Consider the following 25776-nt stretch of genomic DNA (forward strand, 5'->3'; position numbering starts at 1 on the left):
GTCCTCATCGGCCTCGAGCCTGTCCAACACCATGCGGACCGCACGGTCCTTGAACGCTTCCGGATACTTCGCGGGCATGTTCCCATCCTCTCGATAAAGGAACGGAACGAAACCCAGGGCGGTTCAGTTGCGCGCTCCAGCCCGAGCGCCACGCGACCAAGCCCAGCCCACTTCCCAGCCTCCTCTCGTCTCTAGCGCAGCTAACACCCTCCGCGGCCGACGACGAAGCCCTTGGTCGCATAGTCCGTGAAGTAGCCGAAGAAGGCGACCGCGAGCAACTGGGTGTATGAGGCCAGGATGTTGTTGACACGGCTCGGCGCCGCGGATGCGGGTGGTTGTCCATCGTGTGCGCCGTGGAGTCGGTGGTAGTTGTAGTGGCGGTTCCAGACCTCGAGGGCCGCAGCTCGCTCGGCTTCTGAGTGCCAGGTGCGGGCGTAGAGGAACTCTTCGGCGAGGATGCGATTGTACCGTTCGACTTTGCCGTTGTGCCTCGGTGTGTAGGGTGCGATCCTCTGGTGTCGGCTCTCATTCATGGCGTCACGGAAGGCGTTCGCGCGGTAGCAGGCACCGTTGTCGGTCACGATCCGTTCAATCTGCGTGATGCCATGAGCGGGGAACCAGGTGCGCGCGCGGTCAAGGAACCTGACGGCCGTGACGGCTTTCTCGTCTGGGAGCGCTTCGGTGTAGGCGAGCCGGGAGTAACCGTCGCTCGCGGAGTGCAGATACACGTATCCGGTTCTCGTGCCACGTTTTTTGGTGCGATCGACGACTTTCGCGTGCTCGCTGCCGCGGCCGTGCACCCGCCAGCCGCCGCCATCCGCCGCCATCCGGGATGCGCCCTACTTTCTTGACGTCGATGTGAATCATGTGACCGGGGCGGACGGCGATGATCTTCTGCGGTTCGCGGTTGTTCTCGCCGTCCGGGTCGATGAAGCGGCGCCGATTCAAGCCCATCTGTTCCAGCAGCCGGGTGACCGTGCGGCGGCTTACTGCGGTCCCGCTTTGCTCCAGCTCGAACGCGATCCGCTTAGCTGACCATTTGTTTTCGCGCCGCATCGTCTCGATCCGGCTAATGAGCGGCCCGGGCGTCGCTGTGGGTTGCCGGTGCGGGGCTGAGGAGCGGTCGTGGAGGCCGAGCTCGCCGTGGCGGCGATAACGGTTTACCCACTTCGACGCGGTTGCCCGGGAGAGCCCCATCTCGGCCGCGACATGCGCGACCGGGCGAGTCCGGCAGCGTTCGATAAGCCGCTTGCGGCCTTCCGGGGTGAGTGGTGCGTTGCGGTGCGTCATTCCTGGGTCCCCGTGTCCACATCTTCGTGACGGTGCAACGTCGGCATGGTGCCGGTTGGGGCCCGAGGAGTGGCCCATCCTCGTGTGACCTGGTGTAGTGCGGGCAATAACGCCCAGTTCAGTGCTGCGACCAGGACGGCAGCGTTGAAGACGACGACTGCCAGCCGGGGCCAGTGGTCAGTGAGTGGGGCCAGGACGAAGTTGAGGACCAGGCTGACGGGCAGGACTCCCATGTAGGTGATGGCGGCCTGTCGCCAGGTTCCGGGACGGAATGCTGGCCTCACAGGGTGCTGAAACCTTCGCGCCAGCTCGGGTACTGCAGAACGAGACCGGCGTCATGGGCGCGCGCGTTCGATACGGGGCGACCGATATTGCCCGAGTCCGAGGAATTGGGCTCGGGTGCGCCGACTGCGGCCGCGAACAGTGGTGCCCACTCGTGCCCGGCCGCGGGCTCGTCATCGACGATGTTCCAGATCCCGGTCGACCACCCCAGCGCGAGGAGGGTCGCGTGGGCAGCATCAGTGGTGTGGATGAAGGACGTCACGGTCTCGGTGGTTGGCAAGTGACCGGCTCGTGCATTCTTGCCGTAGCGTCTGTCGCGGGAGTACCAGGTGTCTGGTCCGCAGAGCTGACCAAACCGCAGCACAACATGCTCCGGGATCTCGCTTACGGCAGACTCGAGCGCTGTCACCGCGGCGATTGTCGTATGCCTGGGCTCGGCGGGGTCAGGATCAAGCGGCTCGGCCTCTCCGGCGAGGTCGGTTCCAGAGGAGTAGACCCAGGAGATGCTCTCGGCGGCCATCCGGGACGTACCAGCCTGCCGGGCTGCGTCGACGAGATTGCGGGTGCCTACGATGCGCAAGCGTGCGTTGCTTGCAGAGTTCGATAGAATAAATCTTCGTTTCGGAAGATCTTTGAGTACTCACCGTCCTCGAAACCGGCGTACAGCCCGACTATGGTCTCGATGTCTTTCGCTGAGAGTTCGTTACGCTTAGACCCGAGGCCCTTGCGGAGCTTGGTGAACATCTCGCGCCCGTCGATGAGTTGCACGTGCCCGTTGCGCTCGTCGGTCTTGCGATTGCTGAGCACCCAGATGTACGTGGAGATGCCGGTGTTGTAGAACATGTCCTTGGGCAGGCCGATGATCGCCTCGACGAGGTCGTTGTCGAGCAGCCACTTGCGGATGTTCGATTCGCCGCCGCCTGCGCCACCAGCGAACAGCGGCGACCCGTTGAGCACGATCGCGACGCGCGAGCCGCCGTCCTCCTTCTTCCGCATCTTGGAGACGAGGTGCAGGAGGAACAGCATTGCGCCGTCGCTGACCGCAGGCGTACCCGGGCCGAATCGGCCGTTGAAGCCGAGCCTCGCATGCTCCTCGTCGACGTAGGTGCGCTGGTCCTTCCAGTCGACACCGAACGGCGGGTTTGAGAGCCCATAATCGAACTTCTTGTCTTCGAAGGCGTCTTCCGTGAGGGTGTCGCCAAGTGCAATGTTGTCGACGTCCTGGCCCTTGATGACCATGTCCGCCTTGCAGATCGCATAGGACGCGTCGTTGTAGTCCTGCCCATAAAGGCTGAGCTGGATACCCGGGTTCATGCGACGCAATTACTCGTCGGCGACGGAGAGCATTCCGCCCGTCCCCGCGGTCGGGTCGTAAATCGAACGAACCACCCCCGGCTTCGAGAGTGCGTCATCGTCGAGCGCGAAGATCAGCTGCACCATGAGCGCGATCACCTCGCGCGGGGTGTAATGGTCGCCGGCGGTCTCGTTCGACCGCTCGTTCGCCCACCGAATGAGCTCCTCGAAGATGAGGCCCATGTCGATGTTGCTGACGACGTTCGGATGGAAGTCTGCCTGCGCGAACTTCTCGTCACGGAGTAGAGCTTGTTCTTCTCGGCAAGCTTGTTGAGCGTCTTGTCGAACTCGAAGCGCTCGAAGATATCGCGCACGTTCTCCGAGAAACCGGCCAGGTACGCCGACATGTTAGCGCGCAGGTCCTGTGGGCCGGCGACGAGCTTGGCAAAGTCGAACGGGCTCGTGTTGTAGAACTGGTGGCCCGCAGCCTCTGTTAGTCGGAGGTGCCGCAGCATGTCGGGCATCGATTCCGTCGCCTTCGCGACGTTCAGCACCTTCGACTTGGTCTCCGCGAGCACGGCATCCAGACGTCGGAGAACCGTGAATGGAAGGACAACCGATCCGTACTCCGCGGGCTTGAACGGCCCACGCAGAGACTCTGCGATGTTCCAGATGAAGGTGACGTGATTGACCAACGGCGGGGACTACTGACAGCTCGACGAGACCGGTCGGGCCTCGTCTCCCTATCCTGGCGCACGGAACGCGAATCGTGACGCGGTGCGCACGCGAAGTCGCAAGCTATACAGCGCCGCGCACCACCGCCGCCGCGCGGAGCTGCCTCAGGATTGTCGTGGGGCTGCAACCGACCTCGCGAGCGATGCTCGCCGCACTCCGCTGTTCGATCTGATACGCCTGGCGCAGCCATTCGACATCCAAGTGAAACTGTGGCTGTCGACCCACCCTCGCGGAGATGCCCCGTGCCTCTCGCGTTCGAGCGACCGTCTGACGTGAGACACCGAGCTTGACCGCAGTGGCGCGTATCGAAAGCCCTTCGTCGTTTGCAGCGGCGATGGCTGTCGCTCTCTCACCACTGTGGGCGCCGCGGACAGGACGCCGCTCACTCCACACGCCGGTGTCACTTGTTCCACGACCCTCGAACGACTCAATGCCGAGCACGCGCGGGTTCGGACACCAGTTGGCAGGCTCATCTATCCCGACACGGGCAAGATACGCGGCCCCTGCATCTTCTAGCGCCATTCGCACACGCACGGGTGCTTCGCCCGCGAAGACGTCGATCTCCGAGTCGCTAACCAGCTCTGACCCACCGTTCCGGGATGCAAGGCGCTGCGCACTGTCGCCGCTCAACAGGCGATGCACGTATGCGCGAGCGAGAATCGCTCTGCGCGGAAGACCGGAGTGAACATTCTCGGCGATCGCAATTGATTCCCACTCGTCGGGTTGCAGTAAGTCCGAGTAGTCGATCTCGCGTCGACGAGCGTAGTCAACTGGAGTATCGGTCTGGTCGAGATACTCGGCCAGCAGCAAGATGGCCGGCAACGTATCGGACTCAGCGTTTCGTGCTCCAAGCGAGCGCATCACGTTGGTAACTCTTCGACGCGGCGCGTCTCCGTCAAGCAGCCGCAGGGCCGCGGCGTGCGTGAGTCTGCTGCCAGCGAGCACGATGGCAGCAGATAGGGCCAACGCTGCGATCGGTCGATCGATGCGGCGGGGCGCAAGATGGTCAGTCCAGTCCGCCCATAGCAGCGCCGGGATCTTCGCCGCCCGCTCCGCAGGGTCACTCCCGTCAAAACCCGTCTGAAGCACGAACGTGGCACGACGCTTCATCCCTCGCGCAGCTGCGATCGCCGATTGCAGCTGTGGCGAAAGCCCGCTATACGTTGTGTTGTGGTTGACGTTCTCTCTGAGCAGCTTTTCGAGCAATGGCGGATCGTGCACCGCCCTGGTCGCGATCGTATAAGTGGACGCGAGTCCGGCAACGTCGTCACGATCCGCGGACGCAGGCGTACCGTGATCCTCTCGGTCTCGCATGCTCCGACGCGCGTATCGCGCGAGCAAGTGAAGATCGCTGAGCACACGCGCGGCCGGCTGCGCTCCACCTGCCCAGATTGCCTCAGCGGTTCGTGGGCGTGAGAGAGCGCGCATGATGAGTCGCTGCGATTCCAGCACTTCATCGGCCACGTCGACTGGCTCGGCGACAGCGCCACGAAGGTCCGCGCCGCAGCGCTCAACGGTTCCGTTGGCGAAGTGTCCAATCGGATTGCGGCAGGTACCGGGCGTCGGCACGAGCCGACGTGGAAGTGAGGTGCGATAGGCAGGCTTTCGGCACGATGGGCATGCGTCGACGAGGAGGCATTGATGACGCACGCACGCGAACCCGAACGAGAACTGCCATGTCAGTCGCCAGCGCCCACCTGAATCGCGAAGACACTCCGGGCAGTACCGACCTGAATTCCCGGCAACCGGGCCGAAGCGTGAAATCGCGCCACCACGGTCGTACTGGATGCCGTTCGAGGCAAAGCCTTCTCGTGTTGTGGCCCTCAGCGCACTCCGGGTCAGACCGGTCGTCCGCTCTAGATTCTCGATCTGCTGGTCGTTAAGGTGCACAGACCACGACGTGCTTCCGAGCGACCCGCGAGAATGCTGTAACAGCCCGAGCGCGCGGGCGAACTCTCCGCAGGGCGTCCTCAACGTTGCGGCCATCATCTCGAACCACGAGCCGAAGGGCTCGTCAGGGAGCGGATGAAGGACGAACGGGAGCCGGCGCAACTCCCCCGTCGTCATGCGGCTTCTGCTTCCGAGCCCTCGTCCAGTTCGCGCTTCAGCAGTCGATTGAGCTTCTTCTCGCGATCTGCGCGTCCCGATTCGGCTCCCTCATCCAGTCGGATCAAATCAAGCAATTCGCGGTCGAGTTTCTCGTGGCCGGTGCGGATCGCCCTGCTCGTACCGCGGCGAATGAGATCCATCAGCGACCCGATATTGCCGCCAGTACGCACGAAGATGTAGGTCGATAGGTCTTGAATCATCCGAGGGTGCCCGTTCGAAAGCACCACCACCTTGTCCAACGATCCCATCAGTCGCGCCCACTCGCGCTTGTCGGCCTGAGTCCGCAGCGCGAAGCTGGTCATGCCGAGAACGGTCCACCGGCGAAACGTCTGCGCTAACGCAGCATCCTGTCCGGTGCGCCCCTCTCTCAGCAGCCCGCTCTCCCTCAGCGCCACCCCTGCGAAGACGAACGTCGCGTCGTACTCGTTGGCAAGCCACTTGAGTTGATTGGCGACCTGAATGCTGTCGTTGGTGCGCATATTGAGAAAGTGCAGATCATCGATGATGATGAGCCGTGTGTCATGCCGCGCGATGCAATCCGCCGCCGCGCGTGCGAGATCCCGGGACAGCGAGAGTGCCTGTCGGAGTTCGCTCCGGCCGCTGGGATGGGCGTAGAACCCGAGTAGTTGTTGATGCAGCGCCTTGATCGTCGGCTTGCCGACCAGCGTGACATGACAAACCGGGATGTGCCGCGTCGTCTCTGCGCCCGGATCGAGGTACTCGCCAACTTCGGCAATTCGACGTCTGTGGAAGTCGCGCCCAAACATGCGCAGCGCCGTCGTCTTGCCCATCGTCGGTGGCGCGTCGATCGCCGCCGCGCTCTTGACGCGGTCGGAGTCCTGCAGATTGCTGTCCACGATGTCGAGGAGATCCTGATGCAGTCGGTCGACTTGCTCTGACCTCAGGACGATGTTCGCGTGCCATTCCCGACGCTGCTGGTCGTAGGCGATCCGAGAACTCTCGCTCAGCGCGGCGAGCTGTGCCATGGTCAGTCTTTCAGGAGTCTTCCGAGCTACGCGTTCCGTGAATCGGTTCCAGCTTTCGTACGTCGAGAAGCTGCCGCGAAGCGGCTGAGCGGTGGTCACATCATCTCCATGAGCTCGTCGTCCCCGAACACGTAGTCGGCCAGCAACTCGTCATCGTCGTCATCGTCTCCACTCATCGGAACGGGCGATACATCGACCGCGGGCTCGTCTTGGCGCCAGTCGCTCTTGTCGTTGCCGAGCATGCGTTGCACGGTCCGAAGCGACCATGTTCCCTCATCGCCCCGATGGTTCTCAGCGAGCTGCGCCGCCAAGCGCGCACTCACTCGCCGCTCAGTCGGAGTGAGGTCGCGGCCGGCGCCCCAATCGGCCAGCAGCTTGGCGGCCGCCGCATCGACATCAGGCCTCTTTCCGTCGGCGAGCTCCAGAGCAAGGCGTTTGGCGTGCTCGAGCGCCTCGGAGCTGAACGGCACCGACTGGGCACCCTTCAGCTGCCAGTGCAATACGTGCCAAATACCGTCTTCGGGATCGCGGAAGTAGATCCGGCGCACGTCATCCGGATCATAGGAGAACGGCCAGAGCACGTCCCCGTCGATGCCACGGGTGCGATTTCTGTACTTCGCGACAATCTCGCCGCGATACCGGATGCCGTTGAGCTCAACCCCGTAATGGTTGAACTGCCGCTTCGCCACCGGCAGCAGCTCAAGGAGGTAGTTGCGGTTGCGTGGAATCCGCAGCTCACCGATCACGGCCAACCCCTGCGAATAGCGCTCCGCTGGGCTCATGTTCATGCCGAACATCCCCGGGTCCGAAAGCGCGGCGTGCGGCCGCACGTGGTAGACCGTGGCCACCCATTCCCTGATGATCTGTTCGAGCTGAGGCAGAGTGTAGACAGCCTCCGACTCTGGGTCCTGTCCACGAGATGCAACATCGGCTCCCTTGTAGCCGGGCAGTTCCTGGAGCAGTGAATCGAGCGTGCGGAAGAACCTCTCGACCGGACCCTTGTCTGTCGGCGTATAGACACGAGCGGGTTGGATTGAGATACCCAATCGCGCGCAAGCGCTCGTGACATGCTCAGAGACGTATGCGCTCCCGTGGTCAGTGACAAGGCACTGCGGCATGGTCGGCGGCGGCATGAATCGGCCCGCCACGGCCACACGATCCGGATCTACGATCAGCGTTTTCGGCACGCCATGGTAGGGCCACCGGCCCGAGGGGTTCTCCTCCGCCGTTGGCCGCTCGAACGGGTACAGGGACTCGACCAACACACTGGCCACGTCGACCGACTTCGTCGACCCGGGCGACAACCGCATGCCGAGCACGCACCTGGAGTAGAGGTCCATCGCGAAGGTGAGATCAACGGAAGTCCACCTCCCGGTGACTGGCGAGAGCGCGAACACGTTCAGCGGAGTTGTGTCCATCAAGACGTACTCCCCCGGATGGGTCGCGAGGATCTGCCCGTACGCTCCCTGGGGCCGGTTGGCATTTGAGCGCTTGCGTTTCGTCGACCCTTCAAATGTGCTGCGCCCACGATCCAACGCTCTCAACGCCTTGTACGCCGTACTCCGACCGGGACCGGGAACCTCCCCCACGCCATGGACTTTCGCGAGCCGTGCCTCGATTCGTGCCATCACGATCGCCTTGGTGACCTTGGGCTCGCTGATCTGCTCGTCGAGTACGAGTTTCGCCATCGACAGCCACCGTGCGTCGATACTCGGGGCCAAGCCATCCGTCGTCGTATGCCGCTTGTCGACAAGGCCGAACTCGCCGGACGCACGATACTCGCCGATCCACCGCTCAAGCGTTCGCTGACTGACCCCCAGCTCCTCCGCCTTCGCTCTCACGCGGCTTCCTCGACTCCTGTGAACGTCATACTCCGGCCTTGGTTCATTCGGCAACGCCGTGGTGGCGTCACCCGAGCGATACCCCGTGAGGGCCTCACGAATGTGCGCGGCGCGTTCGCGCGCGGTTTCGCGTGCCTTCTGTGACGCACCCGTCCAAAGAATCCCGCGCTCACCGGCATCGTCCCGGGCTTCCGAATCGACGAGTCGAGCACGTCCGCCATCAGAAAGAGGACGCAGCAGGTCCACGATCTCAACGCGCCGATAGTGTCCCTCCGCACCACGGAGCACGACCGCGGTGTCGAGGATCTCGGTGATCATGTAACGGGAGCCATCGAAGATGATAGGCGCGTTGACGCGCAAGACGTGCGAGGTAGTCATGCCGGCACCACCTCACTGTCGTTGTCGAGCATTCGCGTGAGGTCGCTTTCGAAAGACCGTCGCCACAGGAGGTGAAGCACCACTGCTCGAGCGCGAGCGCGGCTGTCGAGCACTTGCGAAGCTTGCCGCACCGCCGCCGCGAACCCCATCGGTGCATCTACGACGCGTCGAGCGCTCTCGACCTCCGCTTCCTCGAATCGGTCGGCCCAGCGAAAACCGCTCAAGAACCGAACGTTCGCGAGGAGTGTCGGATTTGGCTCACAACAGATCTCGTACTCCCAGCCGGGCACCGCCATCAAACGCCTCGTCCAGTCGAGTGATTCTCGAACCTTGGGCACGACGAGTCGATGCGCAGGCTTGACGTCCACAACCCGGATGCCTCCATCTCTGAGACGCAGCAGGTAGTCGGGCACATGACGACGAATCCGCTCCCCGTCCCACCCTTCGAGGAGGAACGGCTGCGACACAATCGACTCAACGTCAGGAGCGAAGTCCATCAAGATCAGGTTGGCAAGTTCGAGGCGCGACTCGTAGCCGACCGGCGCCTCCATCCGCGCGGACCAGTAGGTGCCGGGGAGGTGCCGTTGCCCGCGATACCAGCGAAACGTACGCCACGGACGGATGTCGGTGAGATGCCGGGAACCGACTTCGGATAGCGGAACCGCCACCTCCTCGCTCGACTGGAGCCGCGCTCGGATGAGTGTCGCCGCGGTCATCGGCGGCACCGGTCGAAGCGTCGAGCTTCGTGCTCTCGGGATCGCGTTTCGCGGGATGTGGAACTGGTCATACGATCCACGATGCGATCGCTAGAAGGTTATCGACGAGTTCATTTCAGACGAAATAAACGTTCGTATTCGGAAGGCTATTACTATTGACATGTAACCACGTAAAGCGGGTCGTGATTCACGCTATACGGTCTAGTGAATATGACGTTCATTAGAACCTGCTCCGAGCATAGCCCGATATTCGTATAGTTCAACTGAATCAATATCGGGCGGACCAAAAGCGATGTCACAGACATGTGGGAAACTCGCTACATGACCACGACCGCAGCGCTATCGACAGACCAGTCAAAGCTGTTCTTCGGGAACAGCCACATGTTCGACCTGGTCGTCGAGATCGTGCGCATCGACGGCGAGTTCTCAGCGAAGCTGCTGGTCGAGCGAACTGGACTTCCGAACAGCATCGTGACGTCGCTCATGAGGAAGCTCAGGGATGCAGACTTCATCACGTTCGTGGGTACGGCACCAGGTGAGCGCACCCGGCCGCACGTCATCAACGAGAACCCCTGGTGGGACGCGGCCCGCCAGTACGCATAGCGCACCAACGGTTACTCCGACTTCGACCGCAGCTCGTCCGCGTGCTTGTTGCATACCGTCCAGACCCACATGCGGATCGCGTATTGCTTCGCCGGAGCGCCGCAGACCTCGCATACCTCGATGCTGGCCCACTCCGCAGCCCGGATCGCTTCGTTGAACGCCTCGTTGTAGTCGTACGGGTCATCCGACGGGCTCGCGGAAAAACTAAGCGATCCGAACTTCGACTTGACTTGCTGCACACGGTAGTTCGGCGCGAGCTCGGCGAGCGTCGCATCTAGCCGCTCGAGAAGCGAGAACCAGCCCGCGTTGACATCGATAGTCGGAGGCCAGCCTGGATCGATGCGCTCGACGATCTTCCGGATGCTCGGCGGATACTCGTCGTTCATGCGGGCCTCCCTAGCGCAACCTGGCCTTTGACTACCTCGACGTCGAGTCTGCTGCTGGCGTCAGACATCGCTACGTTCACCTCTGCCGCTCTCGTTCCTCACGCGATCCTTGCCACGATCGAGAGCGCTCTCTGAAAGCTCGACCCACGCGCAGGCTTCGCATCACTCCGGAATCCCACGCGATCATGTTGCGGCGTCGCCACTCGATTGCGACATGCCCCCGAAACCCCGCGATGGCACGACGCCGCTCCATGAACTCCAAACCTGGCGGAAATGGAGCCGGCAACCCACACGTGTCCGGTAGGAGGTGCGCGAACAACTCCGCGAATGTCGGGCCCCGCCCTGTCCGGCGACGGGTCTGCGCGACGAAGACCGCCGCGGCGAGAGCCCACGACTCCGCCGTGTCTTCGCCAGTGAAGTCTTCGAAGACGTACGCCCAGGAAGCCGGAGCCGGCGAGTCGATTCCTCTCCACCAGATCGGGTTGGGATCGGGTCCCACCGCCACCATCTCAATCACGATCGCACGCACGGGCCTCTCCCGAGATGCGACCGGCTGTCGTCGAGAAGGGCAGCACACGTGCAGGAGCAGCGGAGGACGTCCGGGGAGCAAGGATTGTTTCGTATGGCCTCCCAAATTATGCCATACCGATTAGGCCATACCGCGGCGCCATCTTCAGCACGCTGAGAAGGTGACCCGTCGGAACGAAGCGACTGAGCAGGAGTGGAGCCGCTACTCCCAGCGCTTCGCGACCACGCTTCGCTCCGCACGCGAGCGTGCTGGCCTCAGCCAGGAAGAGGTCGCTTACCGCTCTGGCCTCACCCGTTATACCTACCAGAAGTACGAGAAGGGCGAGTCGAGGCCCGGCCATCCGGCAAACCCGACGCTGCGGACGCTGATTGCGATCTCACAGGTCCTCGCCGTCTCCGTGGACCAGCTGATCCCAGACAACCCCCCGGACCTTCGCACGCGCTGACGGACAAAGCCGCCCGAGTTCGCACTTAACCGGTCCGGGCAACCGAGATCAGCTGCTGCAGGCCCACAGGAAGCTTCTGCTGCACGTCCGCGCGTTCCGCGAGCGTCGAGAGGTTGCGGTACCAGCGACGCCGTACCTCGGGCAGCGACTGCCGCGTGAGCCTGGCGACCTTCTTCTCCAGTGCGATGATGTCACCCGGAACCTTAGCGCCCGTGCGGGATCGAGAGGCGGGGAAATCGGTCTCGGGGAGGACACGATCCAGCGGAAGCGCAGTCATCTGCTCGTCGGTCATCGCGGCATTGATCGAGAAGAAACACCCGGCCGCGGCAGCTCTCTGAATATCGTCAGGCGCTCCCGTGAACCAATGCAGCATGACCCCAGGATGCGGGTTCTTCTCGACCAGCTCCACGACTTTGCGTGCACGACCCGTCGAATGGACCGATATCAGGGCGGCGGGCGCGTTGCGAAGGATGTCCTCGAAGATGACTCGTTGAGTCGCGTCGTCCCCCCGACGGTCGAGCCCCACCTCACCAATGAGCACTGCCTGCTCCACCGCAGCAGCGAATCGCCGGTGTGACCACTGGCTCAGTGCTGCGGGAACACCTGGATGAACGCCGACCCCCCATAGCAGGCCGGTTTGCGGATTGGTGCGGGCAGCCTTGAACTCGTCGAGCGTCCGGGTCATTGCGAAGATCTGCGCCCCCTTGAGGGTACCGACCTGTGCCGCCGTCACGTCGGGGGCAATGTGGGCATGGCAATCAAGGAGCGGGAAGGGGAACACGACTCAACTCTGCCAGCCCCCGCGCAACTAAGCCCAGTACCTGATCAAAGTCCGTATCCGACGGCCAGAGAGCAGAGCTCAGGACGGCATCGTCGTCGATCCCTGCTACGCGAGCGTCGCGGAGCGTAACCAGGTCGCGCCAGCGGTGCTTCACCAAAGCAGCCAGGTCGTCTCCACTGAGCAATTCGCTGTCGTAGAGAGTGGGATCTGTCGCCTCCGCTCCGAAGAACGCGCCACGTCGCACCACGCACGCGACGCAAAGTCCGCAATTGTGGTTGGAATCACCGTGATAGAACTGCGTTCCTCCCTTCGCGCAGGAGAACGATGTCGAGGTCGACGACAGAAATGAGGAGCTGAGCAGTTCAGGCGCCGCCGCCACCACGAGCTCCCCCTTCGTCATGGCGGAGAAGGGATTCCGCATCATGACGTTGATATTCAAGGACTCGAGCAATTCGTTGACGAATTTAAACGTGTAAGGGTGAGTCGAACGGGTCGTCAGCGTTCCGCCTCGGCCAGCGTCCAGCGGTGGGTTGATGCTCGTGAACCCGTTCTCAGGCACCCACAGTTCGGAGGCCGAGTGCGCCGCCGCCGTCATCGCCCCCAATGCCATGAACATTAAGGAGCGTGAACGCGGACCGTGGTTCTTCCTTTGTGCGCCGTCTCGAATGAACAGCTCATGGCGGTCGTAGGAGTAGTCACCGAGCGCATTCGCGATCGTGTTCTGTGCGTGCCGCACCGCCTTGGACGCGTCCCGGTGCCCCACGAACCGCGTATCGACATCCATGTCACGGAGTCCGATCACAGCACCGCACAGCGAGTCCAGACCACCGGACAGGAGTTGTATACGGGTAGCGAGCTCCGCAACCGCCAGTGGAAGCGTGGCATTCGCGACTTTCACGCTGATCGTCCATGCGTCGCCGGTCAACCAATGCAGGATATCGGCGACGCTGGTCAGCCCGCCGCTGCTCCACGGGCCCGGGTCCTCCACATGCACGACCAGGTCCATGTTGCGGTGGAGGGAGACTGAGGGTTTCGGGACGGCAGTGTCCGCGAGGTACGCCGCCGCGGTGATGCGGTACAAGTCTCGCGCCACGGCGGGCGCTGCCGCAAACTCCCCGAGGTCCCACATCAGCGACGACGAGATACTCGCCCCGGCCGACGCCGAGCGTGGCCATTCCAGAGTGATGCCGGAACGATGCGAGTTCGTTCCCGCGGGAAGTACTTCGATCTGATGCATGGTCACTGCGGATCCCCTTTCCCGAACACGCGGCAGGCTTTTGCGGCCAGACTCGATGCGAAGTCCGCGACCGCCTGGGGGGTGGCAGCCATCAATTGGCCGGCGATCTGTCGAACCTTCCCTCCGATGTACGTCTTCACCCGCTGCTCCAACTGAACAAGAGCGTTGCCGGCAACCGATGTTCGTCGCTCGCTCGTGGTCAGTTGGACGACGGTGGTACGCCAAGCGAGCTCAGTGACGAATCGGCCGATGGTGTCCGCGAGCGGACCGCCCGCGCCCTGCCCATCGGAGCGCATGGTGGCTAGAAGAGCCTGCCGCAATGCGGCGTCGTCGGGGTGGGAGGCTGGCCCCAGGATGAGTCCCATCAGCTCCGTGAAAAGCCGGATGCCGGTAAGCCCTTCCAACGAGGAGAAGTCGAGCCCGTATTCAACGAGATGCGGAACCTCGCCCACCTCGATGGAGGCGAGCGCTTCCAGAACGAGCGAGCCCCGTGCCGCCTGCCGACTGAGCGGCGCGCCCCCCGCATCGCGCCCATCGCCCGACGCGGATGCCCCAACGCCGCGACGCGACTGAAGGAGATCTCGAACATTGTAGGACTTACCGCGCTTGTCTCCGCGCGACAGCGCCTTGCCGAGCGCTGACATGACCGCACCCGGTACCTCGGTCGCTCCGCTATTCAGAGAATCCGCCGCGTCATAGAGCGAACCAACCGTATCCGACCAGGCACCCGACCCTCCAAAAGCGCTCGAGGTTCCCATCAGAGGGTCGCTCCTATCGTCTCTTCGTCGATCGCGGCGAGCAGCTCTCCGCTGATTCCGGGTCGATCGCGAAGCGTCGTGAGCACCTCGGGGAAGGAAGCAGTGAGCCACGGAATGTGCTGGGCGGAAAGCGCACGGAGAACGAAGTCATCAAGCAAGGCCTCACTCATCGCCGCCCGCAGATCCGGTCGCTTCACCGCGAGCGTCTGCAGCGTCTCCAGAGCCTGGTCCGATCGATCTCCCACGATCGCTGTAGCAAGATGTCGTGCAACATCTTCATCACCAGTCGAGGGCATACCCACAATCCGCTCGATAGCCTCTGCCCGAAGGACACTGCTCGTGTCGATGAGCTGAGCAAGATGCAGACTCTGCCCGTCGTCCAGCACAGCCGCCGACTGCAAGGTCGCTACTGTCGCCGTCGCGAAAGACACGTACCGATCGACCCACTCGACGACATCAGACGCCCTCGGAGGCTCGTTCGCCCACGCAGCGATCTCCGCAGGTACCGACTCCGAATCCGCCTCCCAGTCCGCGAGCAACTGCGTGCGTTGCTCTTCGCTCACTCCTACAAGGTCACGGAACTGATGAGGATAGTTCTGCTCGAGCAGCCAGAGCTTCATCAGAATGTCTACGGGGAACCCCTCGAACTGTGTCCCCAGCATCTCCGCACGGACCGCGAAGCTGTTCAGAAAGCGCTTCAACTGCCGCGGAGTCTCACGCCTCGAACTGCTCATACCCCGCACGATCTGATTGGCGAGCCGAATATGCTCGTCGGTCGGCATGGACTTGTGCATGTTCGGCGCCACATACGGCACCTCACCCTTAACCCGCCGCGCTGATGCCGTCTCCGCCACGGCCACCGCAACATCTTTACCTGCCTCAGCTTGTACAAACAACGCCGCCAGGTACGCGACGGCGTCCGCCGCCGACAGCCGCGGCAACGTAAACGGGAGTTGCACGATCTTCTCGGTATACCGATCGGCGAAGCGTCCGCGGCCTCCTCCGTGACGATCCAGCGCACCCCGAAGGCTCTCGCGGATGAACTCGTCGTCCGCTGCGATCACGAATGCCATACCTCTCACGCTGAGAAACAGCTTGATGGCCTCCAGCGCTCCGAGCACATCGTCTGGGAGCGATCGATCTAGATCATCAATCAGCACAACGACGCGGCACCCGCTCATCTGTGTCAGCAAGGCGCCGAAGTCGCCCCGGAAGCCGCGCATACCCTTCGCCGCAGGTTCTTTCTCTGGCTCAGGCGTAAGTGCGTCCACGAGACCGCCAAGATCGGGAGTGAGCGTCACCGCTGACTTGATCGCGACCTGCGCCACCTTGCTCCAGGAAACCCGCCGGCGCAGAGCGTTCAGCTTGGAGATGAGGTCAACGGCCGCGTCGGCAAGCTTCTCTTTGGTGCCCGTGGCCATTGCCTGTTCGTGTCTACGATCAAGCTCGATCGCGATCCCCTCGAGAACCCGACTGATGAGTGTTCCCCGGGGATCCCCTGAATCAACGAACTCCCACGGGTCGATCACAACAACCACTACGTCATCTCGGTTGCGAAGCTCAGTCTCGATCAAGTTGAGCGCCGTGCTCTTTCCACCGCCCCAAGGCGAGTTGAGCCCCACGGTGACCGTATCGAAACGCTGGTCCACCACCACGTTCGAGATCGCCACGGCAACCGCCCGAAGACCCGTCAGATCCTGGGTCGCTGGATTGTCGTCGAACAGATAGCGCGAAGCCCCCATCGTCGCCCCCTTTGGCGTTTGTTATTCGCTACTGCCGTCCGCCGCACTTGGCACTACCGCCAACTGCCTGCCATCTGGCGGTGGATTTTGCCATGTTCACGCGGAACCTACAGTGGGTCTAATTGAAGTCGCCGCCCGGAGCCATGTCGGCGAAGCGCGAGTAGTGACCCTGGAAGGCCACGGTGATCGTCGCGGTCGGACCGTTACGGTGCTTGGCGACGATGAGGTCGGCCTCGCCCGGGCGCACGTCCTTGTCGTAGACCGAGTCGCGGTGCAGGAGGATCACCATGTCGGCATCCTGCTCGATCGATCCCGACTCACGCAGGTCGCTGATCGCGGGCTTCTTGTCCTGACGCTGCTCGGGACCACGGTTCAGCTGCGACAGCGCGATCACGGGGACCTGCAGCTCCTTCGCGATGAGCTTGAGGCTTCGCGAGAACTCCGAGACCTCCTGCTGACGCGACTCGACGCGCTTGCCCGACGTCATCAGCTGCAGATAGTCGATGATGACCATGCGCAGGCCCTCGCGCTGCTTGAGCCGGCGGCACTTCGCCCGGATCTCGACGAGCGTCATGTTGGGGCTGTCGTCGATGTAGAGCGGCGCGTCGTTGATGCGACCACGCGTCGCGGCGACGGTCGTCCAGTCGCGCGGGTCGAGATTTCCCTTGCGCATGTTCTGCAGCGGGATCTGGCCCTCGGCGCTGAGCAGACGCATCGCGATCTCGCTCTTGCCCATCTCGAGCGAGAAGAAGACGGAGGGCAGATTGTGGCCGATGGATGCGGCGCGCGCGAAGTCGAGCGCCAGCGTCGACTTACCCATCGCAGGTCGCGCCGCGACGACGATCATCTGACCGCCGTGGAGGCCGTTGGTGAGTTCGTCGAGCTCACGGAACCCGGTCGGGACGCCGGTCATCGACCCGTCGCGCCCGTTGGCCGCCTCGATCTCCTCGATCGCCGCGTCGACGGCGGTCTGCAGCGGAACGTAGTCCTCAGCCGTCTCGGACCCGGTGATCGAGTAGATCTCGGCCTGCGCATTGTTCACGAGGTCGGTGGCATCGCCCTGCCCGTCGTAGCCGAGCTGCACGATGCGCGTGCCCGCGTCGACGAGCCGCCGGAGGATCGCGCGCTCCGAGACGATGCCCGCGTAGTAGCCGGCGTTCGCGGCGGTCGGCACGATCGAGGTGAGCGAGTGGAGGTAGTCAGCGCCACCGGCGCGACTCAGCTCACCGGTCTTGATGAGCTCGTCGGTCACGGCGACCACGTCGGTCGGCTCGCCGTGGGAGTAGAGCGAGAGGATCGCCTCGAAGATCAGCTCGTGCTTCGGGATGTAGAAGTCGGCGCCCTTGAGCGACTCGATCACGTCGGCGACGGCATCCTTCGACAGCAGCATTCCACCGAGCGCACTCTGCTCGGCGAGCAGATCGTGCGGAGGGGTGCGCTCCGGCTGGCGCTTTGCTCCACCGAGGCGCTCTTCGGAGATGTCGGCGATCGACACGCTGCTCCCTTCGCTGCGACGTTCCGTCTCGACGGCCGCGGAGATCGCGGTGTCTAGGTGTCAGGGGCCGACCCGGCCCCTCATGGCAGTAGACCAGGCACCACCGACATCGGGTCGCTCGACCACGCTACGAGCGCTCTTATCCACACGCAACACGGCCTGTGGATAACCTTGTGGAAACTGTGCGAACAAGTCCGGAGTGTCTGTGCAGAACCCATGTGGATAAGTCGGTGGAGTACTTTCCGTTCACCTCAAGTTTCCACCTTTGAACAGGTATTTACCGTTTCCCCACCCTGTGGATGGAAATGGGGTTCAAGTCGGCGTTTAAGGTTTCTCCACAGCTTCGCTGGATGTGCAGAACCTGGGGAAAGTCAAGTCGAATCTTCATCGGGCGCGTCACGTGGCGACTCATCAGGAAACGCGCCGAGGACCGGGCGAAAAGTTCTGGACACGCCGGTATATCGAGAGTAGGGTCGAGCGCTGCTCCGCGCATTTCTGACGCGACCCGCTCGCGACCGAGCAGCGCGTTCGGGCTGGGTTCTCACGTTCGGGCTGAGAACCTCGGCCTGGGCCTCAGCCCGAGCGCGTGTTCTCCTCCTGAATCCGAGTGTCCCCGGGAGCCGCAGACGCGGCCGAACCCCCGGACACGCAGAATGCCCCCTGTCCCGAAGGACAGGGGGCATTCCAGAGCGTCGTGCCTTACTTGGCGGCGACGACCTGCAGCGTGATGACAGCGGTCACGTCGTCGTGCAGACGAACCGTGGCCTCGTGCTCACCGGTCGACTTGATCGGCGACGAGATCTGCACCTTGCGCTTGTCGATCGAGCCGAGACCGGCGGCCGCGACAGCGTCGGCGACATCGGAGGTCTTGACCGAACCGAAGAGGCGACCCTGGGCGCCCGCCTTGACGGCGAGACGGACCTTGGTGCCCTCGATGGAGTTCTTCAGCGCCACGGCGTCGTCGCGGTCGTGGATCGCGCGAGCCTGACGAGCAGCCTGGATCGAAGCGACCTGCTTTTCGCCACCGCGGGTCCACGCCGTAGCGAAGCCCTGCGGGATGAGGAAGTTACGGGCGTACCCGTTCTTGACCTCGACAACGTCACCGGCGCTTCCGAGCCCGGAGACCTCGTTCGTGAGAATCAGCTTTGCCATGTCGGTACCCCTCAGCGTCCAGCGCCGGCGTACGGCAGAAGAGCCATCTCGCGAGCGTTCTTGATCGCCTTGGCGATCAGACGCTGCTCCTGCACGGAGACACCCGTGATGCGGCGAGCGCGGATCTTCCCACGCTCCGAGATGAACTTGCGAAGCGTCGCGACGTCCTTGTAGTCAATGAGTCCGACGCGGATGGACTTCGCGGGAGCGGTGGGCTTGCCACCCTTCCGCGGCTTGCGGCGGTCGCCGCTCGACTTTCCAGCCATAGTTTTTCCTTAGTTATGAACCGGATGCCGAAGCATCCGGAGATCCTGAAATCAGAACGGGGTGTCGTCGCCGAAGCTGCCGGGCGTGCTCCACGCGTCAGCGCTGGTCGACGAGCCGGGCGTGGACCACGGCTCCTCCGACACCTGCTGCTGCGCGGGACGGGCCTGCTGCCCGCCGCCCTGCCCGCCACCCTGGAAGCCGCCGCCGTTCGACGCCGCACGCGTGACCTGAGCGGTCGCGTACCGCAGCGAGGGGCCGATCTCGTCGACCTCCAGCTCGATCGCGGTGCGCTGCTGGCCCTCGCGGTCCTGGTAGGAGCGCTGACGCAGACGGCCCTGCGCGATGACACGCATGCCCTTGGTCAGCGAACCTGCCACGTGCTCCGCGAACTCGCGCCACACCGATGCGCGGAGGAACAGCGCTTCGCCGTCCTTCCACTCGTTCGCTGCACGGTCGAAGTTGCGAGGCGTCGATGCGATGGTGAAGTTCGCCACCGGCAGTCCGTTCTGCGTGTAACGCAGCTCGGGGTCGGCCGTGAGGTTTCCCACCACGGTGATGACTGTTTCGCCGGCCATGAGACTTACGCCTTCGCTGCCTTGGCGGACTTGCGGGCGGCCTTCTCCTCGGCGCGCTTGGCCTCGGAAGCGATCATCGCCTGAGCTTCCTCGGCACGCAGCACCTTGGTGCGCATGATCGTCTCGTTCAGCTTCAGCTGACGGTCGAGCTCCTGCGTGGCCTCGCTGGTAGCGGTGAAGTTGACGACGGCGTAGATGCCCTCGTTCTTCTTCTGGATCTCGTAAGCGAGACGGCGCTTGCCCCAGATGTCGACCTTCTCCACAGAGCCACCGTCGTTGGTGATGACCTTGAGGAACTTGTCGAGCGTGGGTGCGACCGTGCGCTCGTCGATCTCGGGGGTCAGAATGACCATGAGTTCGTACTGGTGCGTCACTTACCCACCTCCTTCGGACTAGAACGGCTTCCGGGACTTTCCCGGAAGCAGGAGGGTGTTAACACGTCGTCCGCCCGAGTGCCCCGAATGGGCGCCGGAAGGCAGACAACCTGGACAGCCTACCGGATGAAGCTCTGTGCCGCATCCTCGCGGTTCTGCGCACCGGGGACAGACTGGACGGAGCCGACGAATGCCGTCGGCCCCGTCCACGAACGACCACACGCACGAACACGCAAGGAGGGACGCGATGCGCGTCAACACACTGGGAGCCGGCGTCATCCTCGCTGCCGCCGTCCTGCTCACCGGATGCTCCGCCGGCTCGACGACTGAGCCGTCGACATCGCCCGACTCCGCCGCGAGCTCCGCTCCGTCCGAGGCGGCCGAGGCGCCCTCATCGGATTGCCCCGAGCTCGCCGAGGGCGAGACGATCGAAGGCTCCGTCTTGGGGGCCTGCATCACCGCATCGCTCGACGGCATCGCGGGCTACGCGGCCACGACCTCGGTCATGGGCATCGAGAGCACCGCCAAGTACAACCCGGCAGAGAAGGCCATCGAGACCTCGAGCGATCTCGGTTCGCTGATCGTGATCGGCTCGGACGCCTGGGTGAAGTCCGGCAGCGGCGAGTGGCAGGTCGCCGACGTCAACTCGAGCGACCCGATCGTCGCCGGCCTGAGCGCCGGCGCCGAGACTGCGAGCACCACCGACCCGATGTCCGTCGCCGCGGCGCTGTCCGGCGAGTTCACCGTCACCGGAACCGGCGAGCGTCTGGGCAAGCCGGTCTATCTCGTCTCGGGCACGGTCGAGCAGCAGGGGGTTTCGGTCGACGCCGTGTTCGAGCTCACCGCTGACTACGAGAACCTCGCGACGACGACCTCCGCCGCCGTCGGCGAGCAGTCGGTCGAGGTCTCCGTGGTCGTGACCGAGTGGGACGTGAAGCAGGACATCGTCGCTCCGCTCTGAGCGTCATCTGACACCGAGGGGGTGGGTCCGGCATCACACCGGACCCACCCCCTCGGTGTCACTCTCGGCGACGTCCGCAGAGCGAGCGGCGACCTCAGAGCGTCGGCTCGAGACGGACCCGGTGGATGCCGGTGATTCCACCGGACGCAGTGCTGAGATAGAGCCAGTCGTCTCGCTGGACCGCCGTGGTGATGCCGAACGTGTCGCCCCGGGGATCCTGCAGAGTGCGGAGCGTCGTTCCGTCGGCTCCGAGGTGAAGGACCACACCGGACGCCGTGGGCGAGGACAGGCCGTTGAGCACGTCTTCGGGGATCTTCGCCATCGTGTGTCGTTCCTGGTTCATGGTCAGGGCCTGACGCTGCGTTCAGCGATGGCGATGATGGCTCGTTTGGGAAGGAGGCGTGCGGCGACTCTGGCGACGAGCGCGTTCGCCGCACCGTCGACGACGCTCGACTTGGTGCCGCCGAGGGTTCGGAGTGCCTGCGCGACGACCTGCCGGGGTGTGCGCTTGGATCCGGCTGCGGCAGCTTCTCCGGCCACCTCGAAGAAGGCGGTGTCGGTGGCGCCGGGACAGACGGCGAGGACTCGGATGCCGAGCTCGCGGGTCTCACCCCAGAGGGCTTCGGTGAACGAGAGCACGAAGGCCTTGGTCGCGCCGTAGACGGCCATGTGAGGGATGGGCTGGAAGGCGGCGGTGGAGGCGACGTTGATCACCGTTCCCCTTCCGCGCTCCTTCATGGAGCCGAGATAGGCGGCGGTGATGCCCACGAGGGTGCCGCAGTTGAGCTGGATCTGCGCGGCGAGCCTGGCGGGGTCTGCGTCGACGACGTCGCCGTGGGCGGCGAAACCGGCGTTGTTGACCAGCGTGTCGATCTCCACCCCGAGGCGTTCGGTGGTTTCGCGGAGCGTGGTCGCCGCGCCGGGTTCTGCCAGGTCGAGCGGCACGACGGACACCTGGATCGAGTGCATCGCGCGCAGTTCTCGGGCGAGATCCTCCAATCTGTCGCGTGAGCGGGCGACGAGCACCAGGTCGTGGCCTCGAGCCGCGAACTGCCGGGCGAACTCCTCACCGATTCCGGACGAAGCTCCGGTAATGAGCGTGTGCATGATTATCTCCAAACCGCATAGATGGTTTATTTTTTGATCAGAACTATGCGCTTCACGCGCGAAAGCGCGGAAGCACCGAATGCGCGGAAGCGCCCTAACCGATGAGGGCGCTTTCCAAGGCGCCGACGAGGATCTCCGCCCGACGGCGGAACTCATCCGAGTCGCCAGGAGCCACGGCATCCGTCGTGGTCTTCAGTCCGTCGAAGGCGGCCACGGCGATGAATCCGAGATCGGCGGGCGCATGGATCTTCGCGAAGACCCCCACCCCCTGCCCGCGGCGGATGATGTCCGCCATGAGGTCGATCCACTCGGTCATCGGGTTCCCGGCAACCGACTCCGATTCGTCGGACGTCGCCGGAAGCTGATCCGCCAGTCGCACGATGCTCCAGCCGGCCGCGTCTGAGGCCGACAGGGTGATGAGCAGGTTCGCGAGACGGCGGAATTGGGTCAGGGGGTCGTCGTGACGCGCCACCTCTTCCTGCCCCAGCGCCAGCCACCTCTGCTTGTGATGCTCGACCACCGCTCGTGCCAGCTTCTCCTTCGATGGGAAGTAGAAGTAGACCGCCCCCTTGGTGAGTCCGACCGCCTCGAAGACATCCTCCATCCGCGTGCCCGCGTAACCGCGCCGCGCGAACACCTCCGTCGCGGCCTGCAGGATGCTGGAACGAGTGTCCTCGCCCTTTGCCGTGCGACCAGTCATCCGACACCTCCCATCACGTCAAACATAAAACCGCATGGTCGGTATGTCAAATGCGGAGTGCGGCCGTGACCCCTTCCGTCGTCTCAGCGCCCGGCGAGGAACTCCCGGATCTCCGACAGGGTCGGAGCGGATGCCGACGCCCCCGCACGCTGCACGCACAGGGCCGCCGCGGCCGAGGCGAATCGCACCGCGACCTGCAGGTCGTCTCCGGCGGCCAGGCGGGCGGCGAGCGCCCCGCAGAAAGTGTCGCCGGCGGCCGTGGTGTCGACGGTGTCCACCGGGAACGCCTCCACCCGCTGGACCGCTCCGCCGCTGTGCAGCAGCGCACCCTCCTCGCCGAGGGTGACCACGACGGTCGGCACCGTCGCGGCGAGGACGGACGCCGCCGCCTCGACATCCGAGAATTCGGGGCCGGCGAGATCGAGGCACTCGTGCTGGTTCACGACGAGGATGTCGACCGCATCGAGCAGGCCGTCGGGAAGAGCAGCACTCGGAGCCGCGTTCAGGATCGTCGTCGCTCCCCGGTCGCGCGCCCCGCGGAAGGCCGAGCGGACCACCGGGAGCGGGATCTCGAGCTGACCGAGCACGACGTCGCCCTGCGCGAGCTCCGCCACCGCGGCATCCGCTTCGCGTCGCAGCAGGGACTCGTCTCCGTTGGCCCCCGGCACCACGACGATCGCGTTCTCGCCGCCATCGGCGACCATCACGAACGCGGTGCCGGTCGGACGGGCCGACTCCCCCACGCGCAGCCGCACCCCGTCGTCGAGCAGCACATCGCGCAGCCGACGCCCGGCATCATCGCCGCCGACCGCGCCCACGAACCAGGTGTCGGCGCCGGAGCGCGCCACCGCGACAGCCTGGTTGAGACCCTTTCCACCCGCTCCGCTCACGGCATCGCGGGCGAGCAGGGTCTCCCCCGGCCCCGGATGACGATCCACCGAGACCGCGGTGTCGAGGTTGGCGCTGCCGATGACGATCACGCTCATGTGAGGAAGCCTTCCGAGGGGTGTGTGCGACCCATCATCCTGCGATCGCCTCGCCGACGGTGAGGCCGGCGAGCGCAGGGATGCCGAGACCGGTGAGCCGGATGCCGTCGGCCTCGAGCCCCGCGGGAATCCACTCCTCGCCGAACAGAGCGGCCGCCGCGGCGCCGGCCAGCGCGGGCAGGCTCGCCGCATTCCGCGGCTGGGCGAGCGCACCGAGCATCAGGTCGTCGGCGGTGCGGGCCGCGGCCACGTGCGCGAGCAGGAACCCGAAGGTCTCGGGCGCGGCGATCGGGTAGCTGTAGACCCAGTCGCCGACCTGCGTGCTCAACCGGCGCGCTCGATCGAGCGGACCCGAGGCCTCGGCACCGACCTGCAGCGAGGTCGCCGCCATCCGGCGGCTCCAGGTGTCGGCCGGCAGCTCCTCGACCGCGAGTCGCACGGCATCCGCCGCGTCGGCTCCCGCCAGCAGCGCGGCGAACAGCGCCGCCGACGCCCGCGCGCACCAGACCCCGTCGAGGGCGTGCGTGATCTCGGCATCCGCTTCTGCCGCCTCGAGTGCCGCGGACGCCGGATGCGCCGCGACGGCGGCGAGTGCCCGCACGGTCGCGATGTCGTCGAAGTAGTGGGCGTTGTCGTGACCCGACTGCGGCGGCTCGAGACCGCGACGCAGGTTCTGCAGTGCGAGCTTCGTGCCGATGCGCGCCCGCAGGCCCGACTCGGGGTCGGCTTCGAGGTCGGCGAGCTCGCGCCATTCGTCGAGGCCCGCATCGCGGGACTGCTGACGGGCCGAGAACGCGAACCACTCGAGGTTCTCCCCCGCGCCGGGGTGCAGGGTCGACGGCGGAGCCGCGTGGGTGAACGGACGAGGAACCGTGGTGGTGCGATCGTCGTCGCCGAGCTTCGCGAGGATGCGCACGCGGTTGACCCGCTTGGGCGGCAGCGCGTACACGCGGAAATCGGCGTTCATCGACGAGGCCGATTCGCCCGCCGTGATGCCGCGGGTGAACAGGTCGATCACGGGGGTGGTCATGCGCGCGCCTCCTCGACGATGCGGGTCAGGGTGTCGGCGGCATCCAGCGGATGGATGCTGGCCATCGAGCGGATGCACGATCCGACCACGGGGCGCAGCCCCGCGACCCATTCGTCTGGCAGGTCGTCTATCCCCGAGATCGCCCCTCCGATGCAGCCGGCGATCGCGGCCGTGGTGTCGGCGTCGCGTCCCATGTTGACCGCGAACAGGATGCTGTCGGCCGCGCGGCCCTCGGCCTGCAGCACCGAGGCCATCGCGAGACCCACCGCTTCGGGGGCGAGATCGGCCCAGAAGTAGTCGACGACCGCCAGCCGATCGTGCAGTGCCAGCGCGAGGGCGTCGTGGTCGAGACCGGAGTTCACGAGGTCACGGGCGTCGCGCAGGTTGCGCGCGGTCCAGCTGTCGGCGGGGATCGCTCGGAGTCCGGCGTCGTAACAGGCGGCGGCATCCGCTCCGGTGAGAGCCGTCGTCACCGCCACCGCGACCACCACCCCGGCCCAGATGCCCTCGGTCGTGTGACTCACCGCGCCGTCGGCCTCGGCCAGACGTCGGGCGAGATCGGCGTCGCCGTCGGCGACGATGCCGAGCGGACTGACACGCATCGCGAGTCCATCGCTCCACCCGTGCATCGTGTCGCCGCTGAGCGGAGGACGGATGCCGCGTCGGAGATTGTCGATCGCGGCCATCTCGCTGAAGCCGCCGCCCTTGAAGTCGTCGGCCTGCGGCAGCACGTCGTCGATCCAGGTCTGTGCGAAATCGTCGGCGGTGGCGCCGGTGCCGACGCGTTGGATGGTCTTCGCCGTGAGCAGCGCGTACTCCGTGTCGTCGCTGCCGGCCGGCTCGGGGTCGAGATAGCCGGTGACGCGGCCGTGTGCCGCCTGGATCTCGGCGGCGGAGAAGCCTTCGACCGGGCGGCCGATCGCATCGCCGATCGCAAGGCCGGCGAGTGAGCCGCGGGCCCGGTCCTTCAGGCTCGGGGTGGGAGAGGTCATGGGGGTCCTTGTCTCTGGGGGCGAGT

General features: G+C 64.7%; 25 protein-coding genes and 3 pseudogenes. 3 read left to right on the forward strand and 25 right to left on the reverse strand.

Translation table 11 applies throughout. The annotated features are described in order from the left end of the window. Positions 1 to 281 precede the first annotated feature (281 nt). The 9 genes and pseudogenes from ACI3KS_RS08185 to ACI3KS_RS08225 form a co-directional block, all read right to left on the reverse strand. Positions 282 to 1290 (reverse strand): annotated as a pseudogene (locus ACI3KS_RS08185) (IS481 family transposase); the annotation flags it as partial. Positions 1291 to 1570: 280 nt separating this feature from the next. Next, positions 1571 to 2092, reverse strand: coding sequence for a hypothetical protein (locus tag ACI3KS_RS08190; protein WP_404917074.1), 522 nt, complete (start codon positions 2090 to 2092; stop codon positions 1571 to 1573). Between the two features lie 47 nt (positions 2093 to 2139). Further along, positions 2140 to 3108 (reverse strand): annotated as a pseudogene (locus ACI3KS_RS08195) (class I SAM-dependent DNA methyltransferase). Next, positions 3021 to 3560, reverse strand: coding sequence for a type I restriction-modification system subunit M N-terminal domain-containing protein (locus ACI3KS_RS08200; RefSeq protein WP_404917076.1), 540 nt, complete (start codon positions 3558 to 3560; stop codon positions 3021 to 3023). The pseudogene ACI3KS_RS08195 and the gene ACI3KS_RS08200 overlap by 88 nt, the downstream one beginning before the upstream one ends. Before the next feature lie 103 nt (positions 3561 to 3663). Then, complete coding sequence (locus ACI3KS_RS08205) at positions 3664 to 4806, reverse strand: helix-turn-helix domain-containing protein (protein ID WP_404917277.1); 1143 nt, start codon at positions 4804 to 4806, stop codon at positions 3664 to 3666. A 435-nt stretch (positions 4807 to 5241) separates the two neighbouring features. Next, a pseudogene (locus tag ACI3KS_RS08210) lies at positions 5242 to 5667 on the reverse strand (TniQ family protein); the annotation flags it as partial. Beyond that, positions 5664 to 6695 carry an AAA family ATPase gene (locus ACI3KS_RS08215; protein ID WP_404917078.1) on the reverse strand — a complete coding sequence of 344 codons (1032 nt, stop codon included), beginning with the start codon at positions 6693 to 6695 and terminating at the stop codon, positions 5664 to 5666. The gene ACI3KS_RS08215 and the pseudogene ACI3KS_RS08210, both read right to left, overlap by 4 nt. Positions 6696 to 6790: 95 nt before the next feature. Further along, the gene (locus tag ACI3KS_RS08220; RefSeq protein ID WP_404917079.1) at positions 6791 to 8914 is read right to left on the reverse strand and encodes an integrase; all 2124 of its coding nucleotides are present in this window, start codon (positions 8912 to 8914) and stop codon (positions 6791 to 6793) included. After that, on the reverse strand, positions 8911 to 9630 hold the full coding sequence (locus tag ACI3KS_RS08225; protein WP_404917271.1) for a TnsA-like heteromeric transposase endonuclease subunit: 720 nt from the start codon (positions 9628 to 9630) through the stop codon (positions 8911 to 8913). Before ACI3KS_RS08225 ends, ACI3KS_RS08220 begins: the two co-directional genes overlap by 4 nt. A 321-nt stretch (positions 9631 to 9951) precedes the next feature. On the opposite strand from ACI3KS_RS08225, the gene ACI3KS_RS08230 reads away from it, so the two are divergent. Next, positions 9952 to 10233 carry a hypothetical protein gene (locus ACI3KS_RS08230; RefSeq protein ID WP_404917081.1) on the forward strand — a complete coding sequence of 94 codons (282 nt, stop codon included), beginning with the start codon at positions 9952 to 9954 and terminating at the stop codon, positions 10231 to 10233. Between the two features lie 11 nt (positions 10234 to 10244). Here the strand turns inward: ACI3KS_RS08230 and ACI3KS_RS08235 are convergent, their stop codons facing one another. Further along, on the reverse strand, positions 10245 to 10619 hold the full coding sequence (locus tag ACI3KS_RS08235) for a hypothetical protein (RefSeq protein ID WP_404917083.1): 375 nt from the start codon (positions 10617 to 10619) through the stop codon (positions 10245 to 10247). Between the two features lie 689 nt (positions 10620 to 11308). Between ACI3KS_RS08235 and ACI3KS_RS08240 the strand changes: the two genes are divergently transcribed. Beyond that, positions 11309 to 11593 carry a helix-turn-helix domain-containing protein gene (locus ACI3KS_RS08240; protein ID WP_404917085.1) on the forward strand — a complete coding sequence of 95 codons (285 nt, stop codon included), beginning with the start codon at positions 11309 to 11311 and terminating at the stop codon, positions 11591 to 11593. 25 nt (positions 11594 to 11618) lie between these two features. Here ACI3KS_RS08240 and ACI3KS_RS08245 read toward each other — a convergent pair whose 3' ends face one another. From ACI3KS_RS08245 to rpsF, 9 genes are all read right to left on the reverse strand, one after another. Beyond that, a complete protein-coding gene (locus tag ACI3KS_RS08245; RefSeq protein ID WP_404917088.1) occupies positions 11619 to 12374 on the reverse strand; it encodes a TatD family hydrolase in 756 nt (251 codons plus the stop codon). After that, a complete protein-coding gene (locus tag ACI3KS_RS08250; protein WP_404917090.1) occupies positions 12352 to 13617 on the reverse strand; it encodes a hypothetical protein in 1266 nt (421 codons plus the stop codon). The genes ACI3KS_RS08245 and ACI3KS_RS08250 overlap by 23 nt, the downstream gene beginning before the upstream one ends. Then, positions 13614 to 14369 (reverse strand): hypothetical protein, encoded by a 756-nt coding sequence (locus tag ACI3KS_RS08255; protein ID WP_404917092.1) that lies wholly within the window; start codon positions 14367 to 14369, stop codon positions 13614 to 13616. Before ACI3KS_RS08255 ends, ACI3KS_RS08250 begins: the two co-directional genes overlap by 4 nt. Next, the gene (locus tag ACI3KS_RS08260) at positions 14369 to 16111 is read right to left on the reverse strand and encodes a P-loop NTPase fold protein (protein ID WP_404917094.1); all 1743 of its coding nucleotides are present in this window, start codon (positions 16109 to 16111) and stop codon (positions 14369 to 14371) included. Before ACI3KS_RS08260 ends, ACI3KS_RS08255 begins: the two co-directional genes overlap by 1 nt. Positions 16112 to 16229: 118 nt before the next feature. Beyond that, positions 16230 to 17606 carry a replicative DNA helicase gene (gene dnaB, locus ACI3KS_RS08265; protein ID WP_404917096.1) on the reverse strand — a complete coding sequence of 459 codons (1377 nt, stop codon included), beginning with the start codon at positions 17604 to 17606 and terminating at the stop codon, positions 16230 to 16232. Between the two features lie 699 nt (positions 17607 to 18305). Continuing rightward, positions 18306 to 18758 carry a 50S ribosomal protein L9 gene (rplI, locus tag ACI3KS_RS08270; protein WP_404917098.1) on the reverse strand — a complete coding sequence of 151 codons (453 nt, stop codon included), beginning with the start codon at positions 18756 to 18758 and terminating at the stop codon, positions 18306 to 18308. A gap of 11 nt (positions 18759 to 18769) precedes the next feature. Beyond that, positions 18770 to 19024, reverse strand: coding sequence for a 30S ribosomal protein S18 (gene rpsR, locus ACI3KS_RS08275; RefSeq protein WP_314426118.1), 255 nt, complete (start codon positions 19022 to 19024; stop codon positions 18770 to 18772). Positions 19025 to 19075: 51 nt separating this feature from the next. Beyond that, on the reverse strand, positions 19076 to 19600 hold the full coding sequence (locus ACI3KS_RS08280) for a single-stranded DNA-binding protein (protein ID WP_404917100.1): 525 nt from the start codon (positions 19598 to 19600) through the stop codon (positions 19076 to 19078). Positions 19601 to 19605: 5 nt separating this feature from the next. Then, on the reverse strand, positions 19606 to 19974 hold the full coding sequence (gene rpsF, locus ACI3KS_RS08285; RefSeq protein ID WP_404917102.1) for a 30S ribosomal protein S6: 369 nt from the start codon (positions 19972 to 19974) through the stop codon (positions 19606 to 19608). 247 nt (positions 19975 to 20221) lie between these two features. Between rpsF and ACI3KS_RS08290 the strand changes: the two genes are divergently transcribed. Then, positions 20222 to 20935: a hypothetical protein gene (locus ACI3KS_RS08290; RefSeq protein ID WP_404917104.1), complete on the forward strand. Its 714-nt coding sequence runs from the start codon at positions 20222 to 20224 to the stop codon at positions 20933 to 20935. Positions 20936 to 21029: 94 nt separating this feature from the next. Here the strand turns inward: ACI3KS_RS08290 and ACI3KS_RS08295 are convergent, their stop codons facing one another. The 6 genes from ACI3KS_RS08295 to ACI3KS_RS08320 form a co-directional block, all read right to left on the reverse strand. Beyond that, a complete protein-coding gene (locus ACI3KS_RS08295; RefSeq protein WP_404917106.1) occupies positions 21030 to 21278 on the reverse strand; it encodes a hypothetical protein in 249 nt (82 codons plus the stop codon). A 2-nt stretch (positions 21279 to 21280) separates the two neighbouring features. Beyond that, positions 21281 to 22042 carry an SDR family NAD(P)-dependent oxidoreductase gene (locus ACI3KS_RS08300; protein ID WP_404917108.1) on the reverse strand — a complete coding sequence of 254 codons (762 nt, stop codon included), beginning with the start codon at positions 22040 to 22042 and terminating at the stop codon, positions 21281 to 21283. A gap of 94 nt (positions 22043 to 22136) precedes the next feature. Further along, complete coding sequence (locus ACI3KS_RS08305) at positions 22137 to 22742, reverse strand: TetR family transcriptional regulator (protein WP_404917110.1); 606 nt, start codon at positions 22740 to 22742, stop codon at positions 22137 to 22139. Positions 22743 to 22825: 83 nt separating this feature from the next. Beyond that, the gene (locus tag ACI3KS_RS08310) at positions 22826 to 23728 is read right to left on the reverse strand and encodes a ribokinase (RefSeq protein ID WP_404917112.1); all 903 of its coding nucleotides are present in this window, start codon (positions 23726 to 23728) and stop codon (positions 22826 to 22828) included. 34 nt (positions 23729 to 23762) lie between these two features. Then, entirely contained in the window at positions 23763 to 24758 is a 996-nt protein-coding gene (locus ACI3KS_RS08315) for an ADP-ribosylglycohydrolase family protein (protein ID WP_404917114.1), read from the reverse strand. Further along, positions 24755 to 25750, reverse strand: coding sequence for an ADP-ribosylglycohydrolase family protein (locus tag ACI3KS_RS08320; RefSeq protein ID WP_404917116.1), 996 nt, complete (start codon positions 25748 to 25750; stop codon positions 24755 to 24757). Before ACI3KS_RS08320 ends, ACI3KS_RS08315 begins: the two co-directional genes overlap by 4 nt. Positions 25751 to 25776 lie beyond the last annotated feature (26 nt).

Origin of the sequence: Microbacterium sp. ZW T5_45 (assembly GCF_044987415.1) — a bacterium.
Classification (GTDB): Bacteria; Actinomycetota; Actinomycetes; order Actinomycetales; family Microbacteriaceae; genus Microbacterium.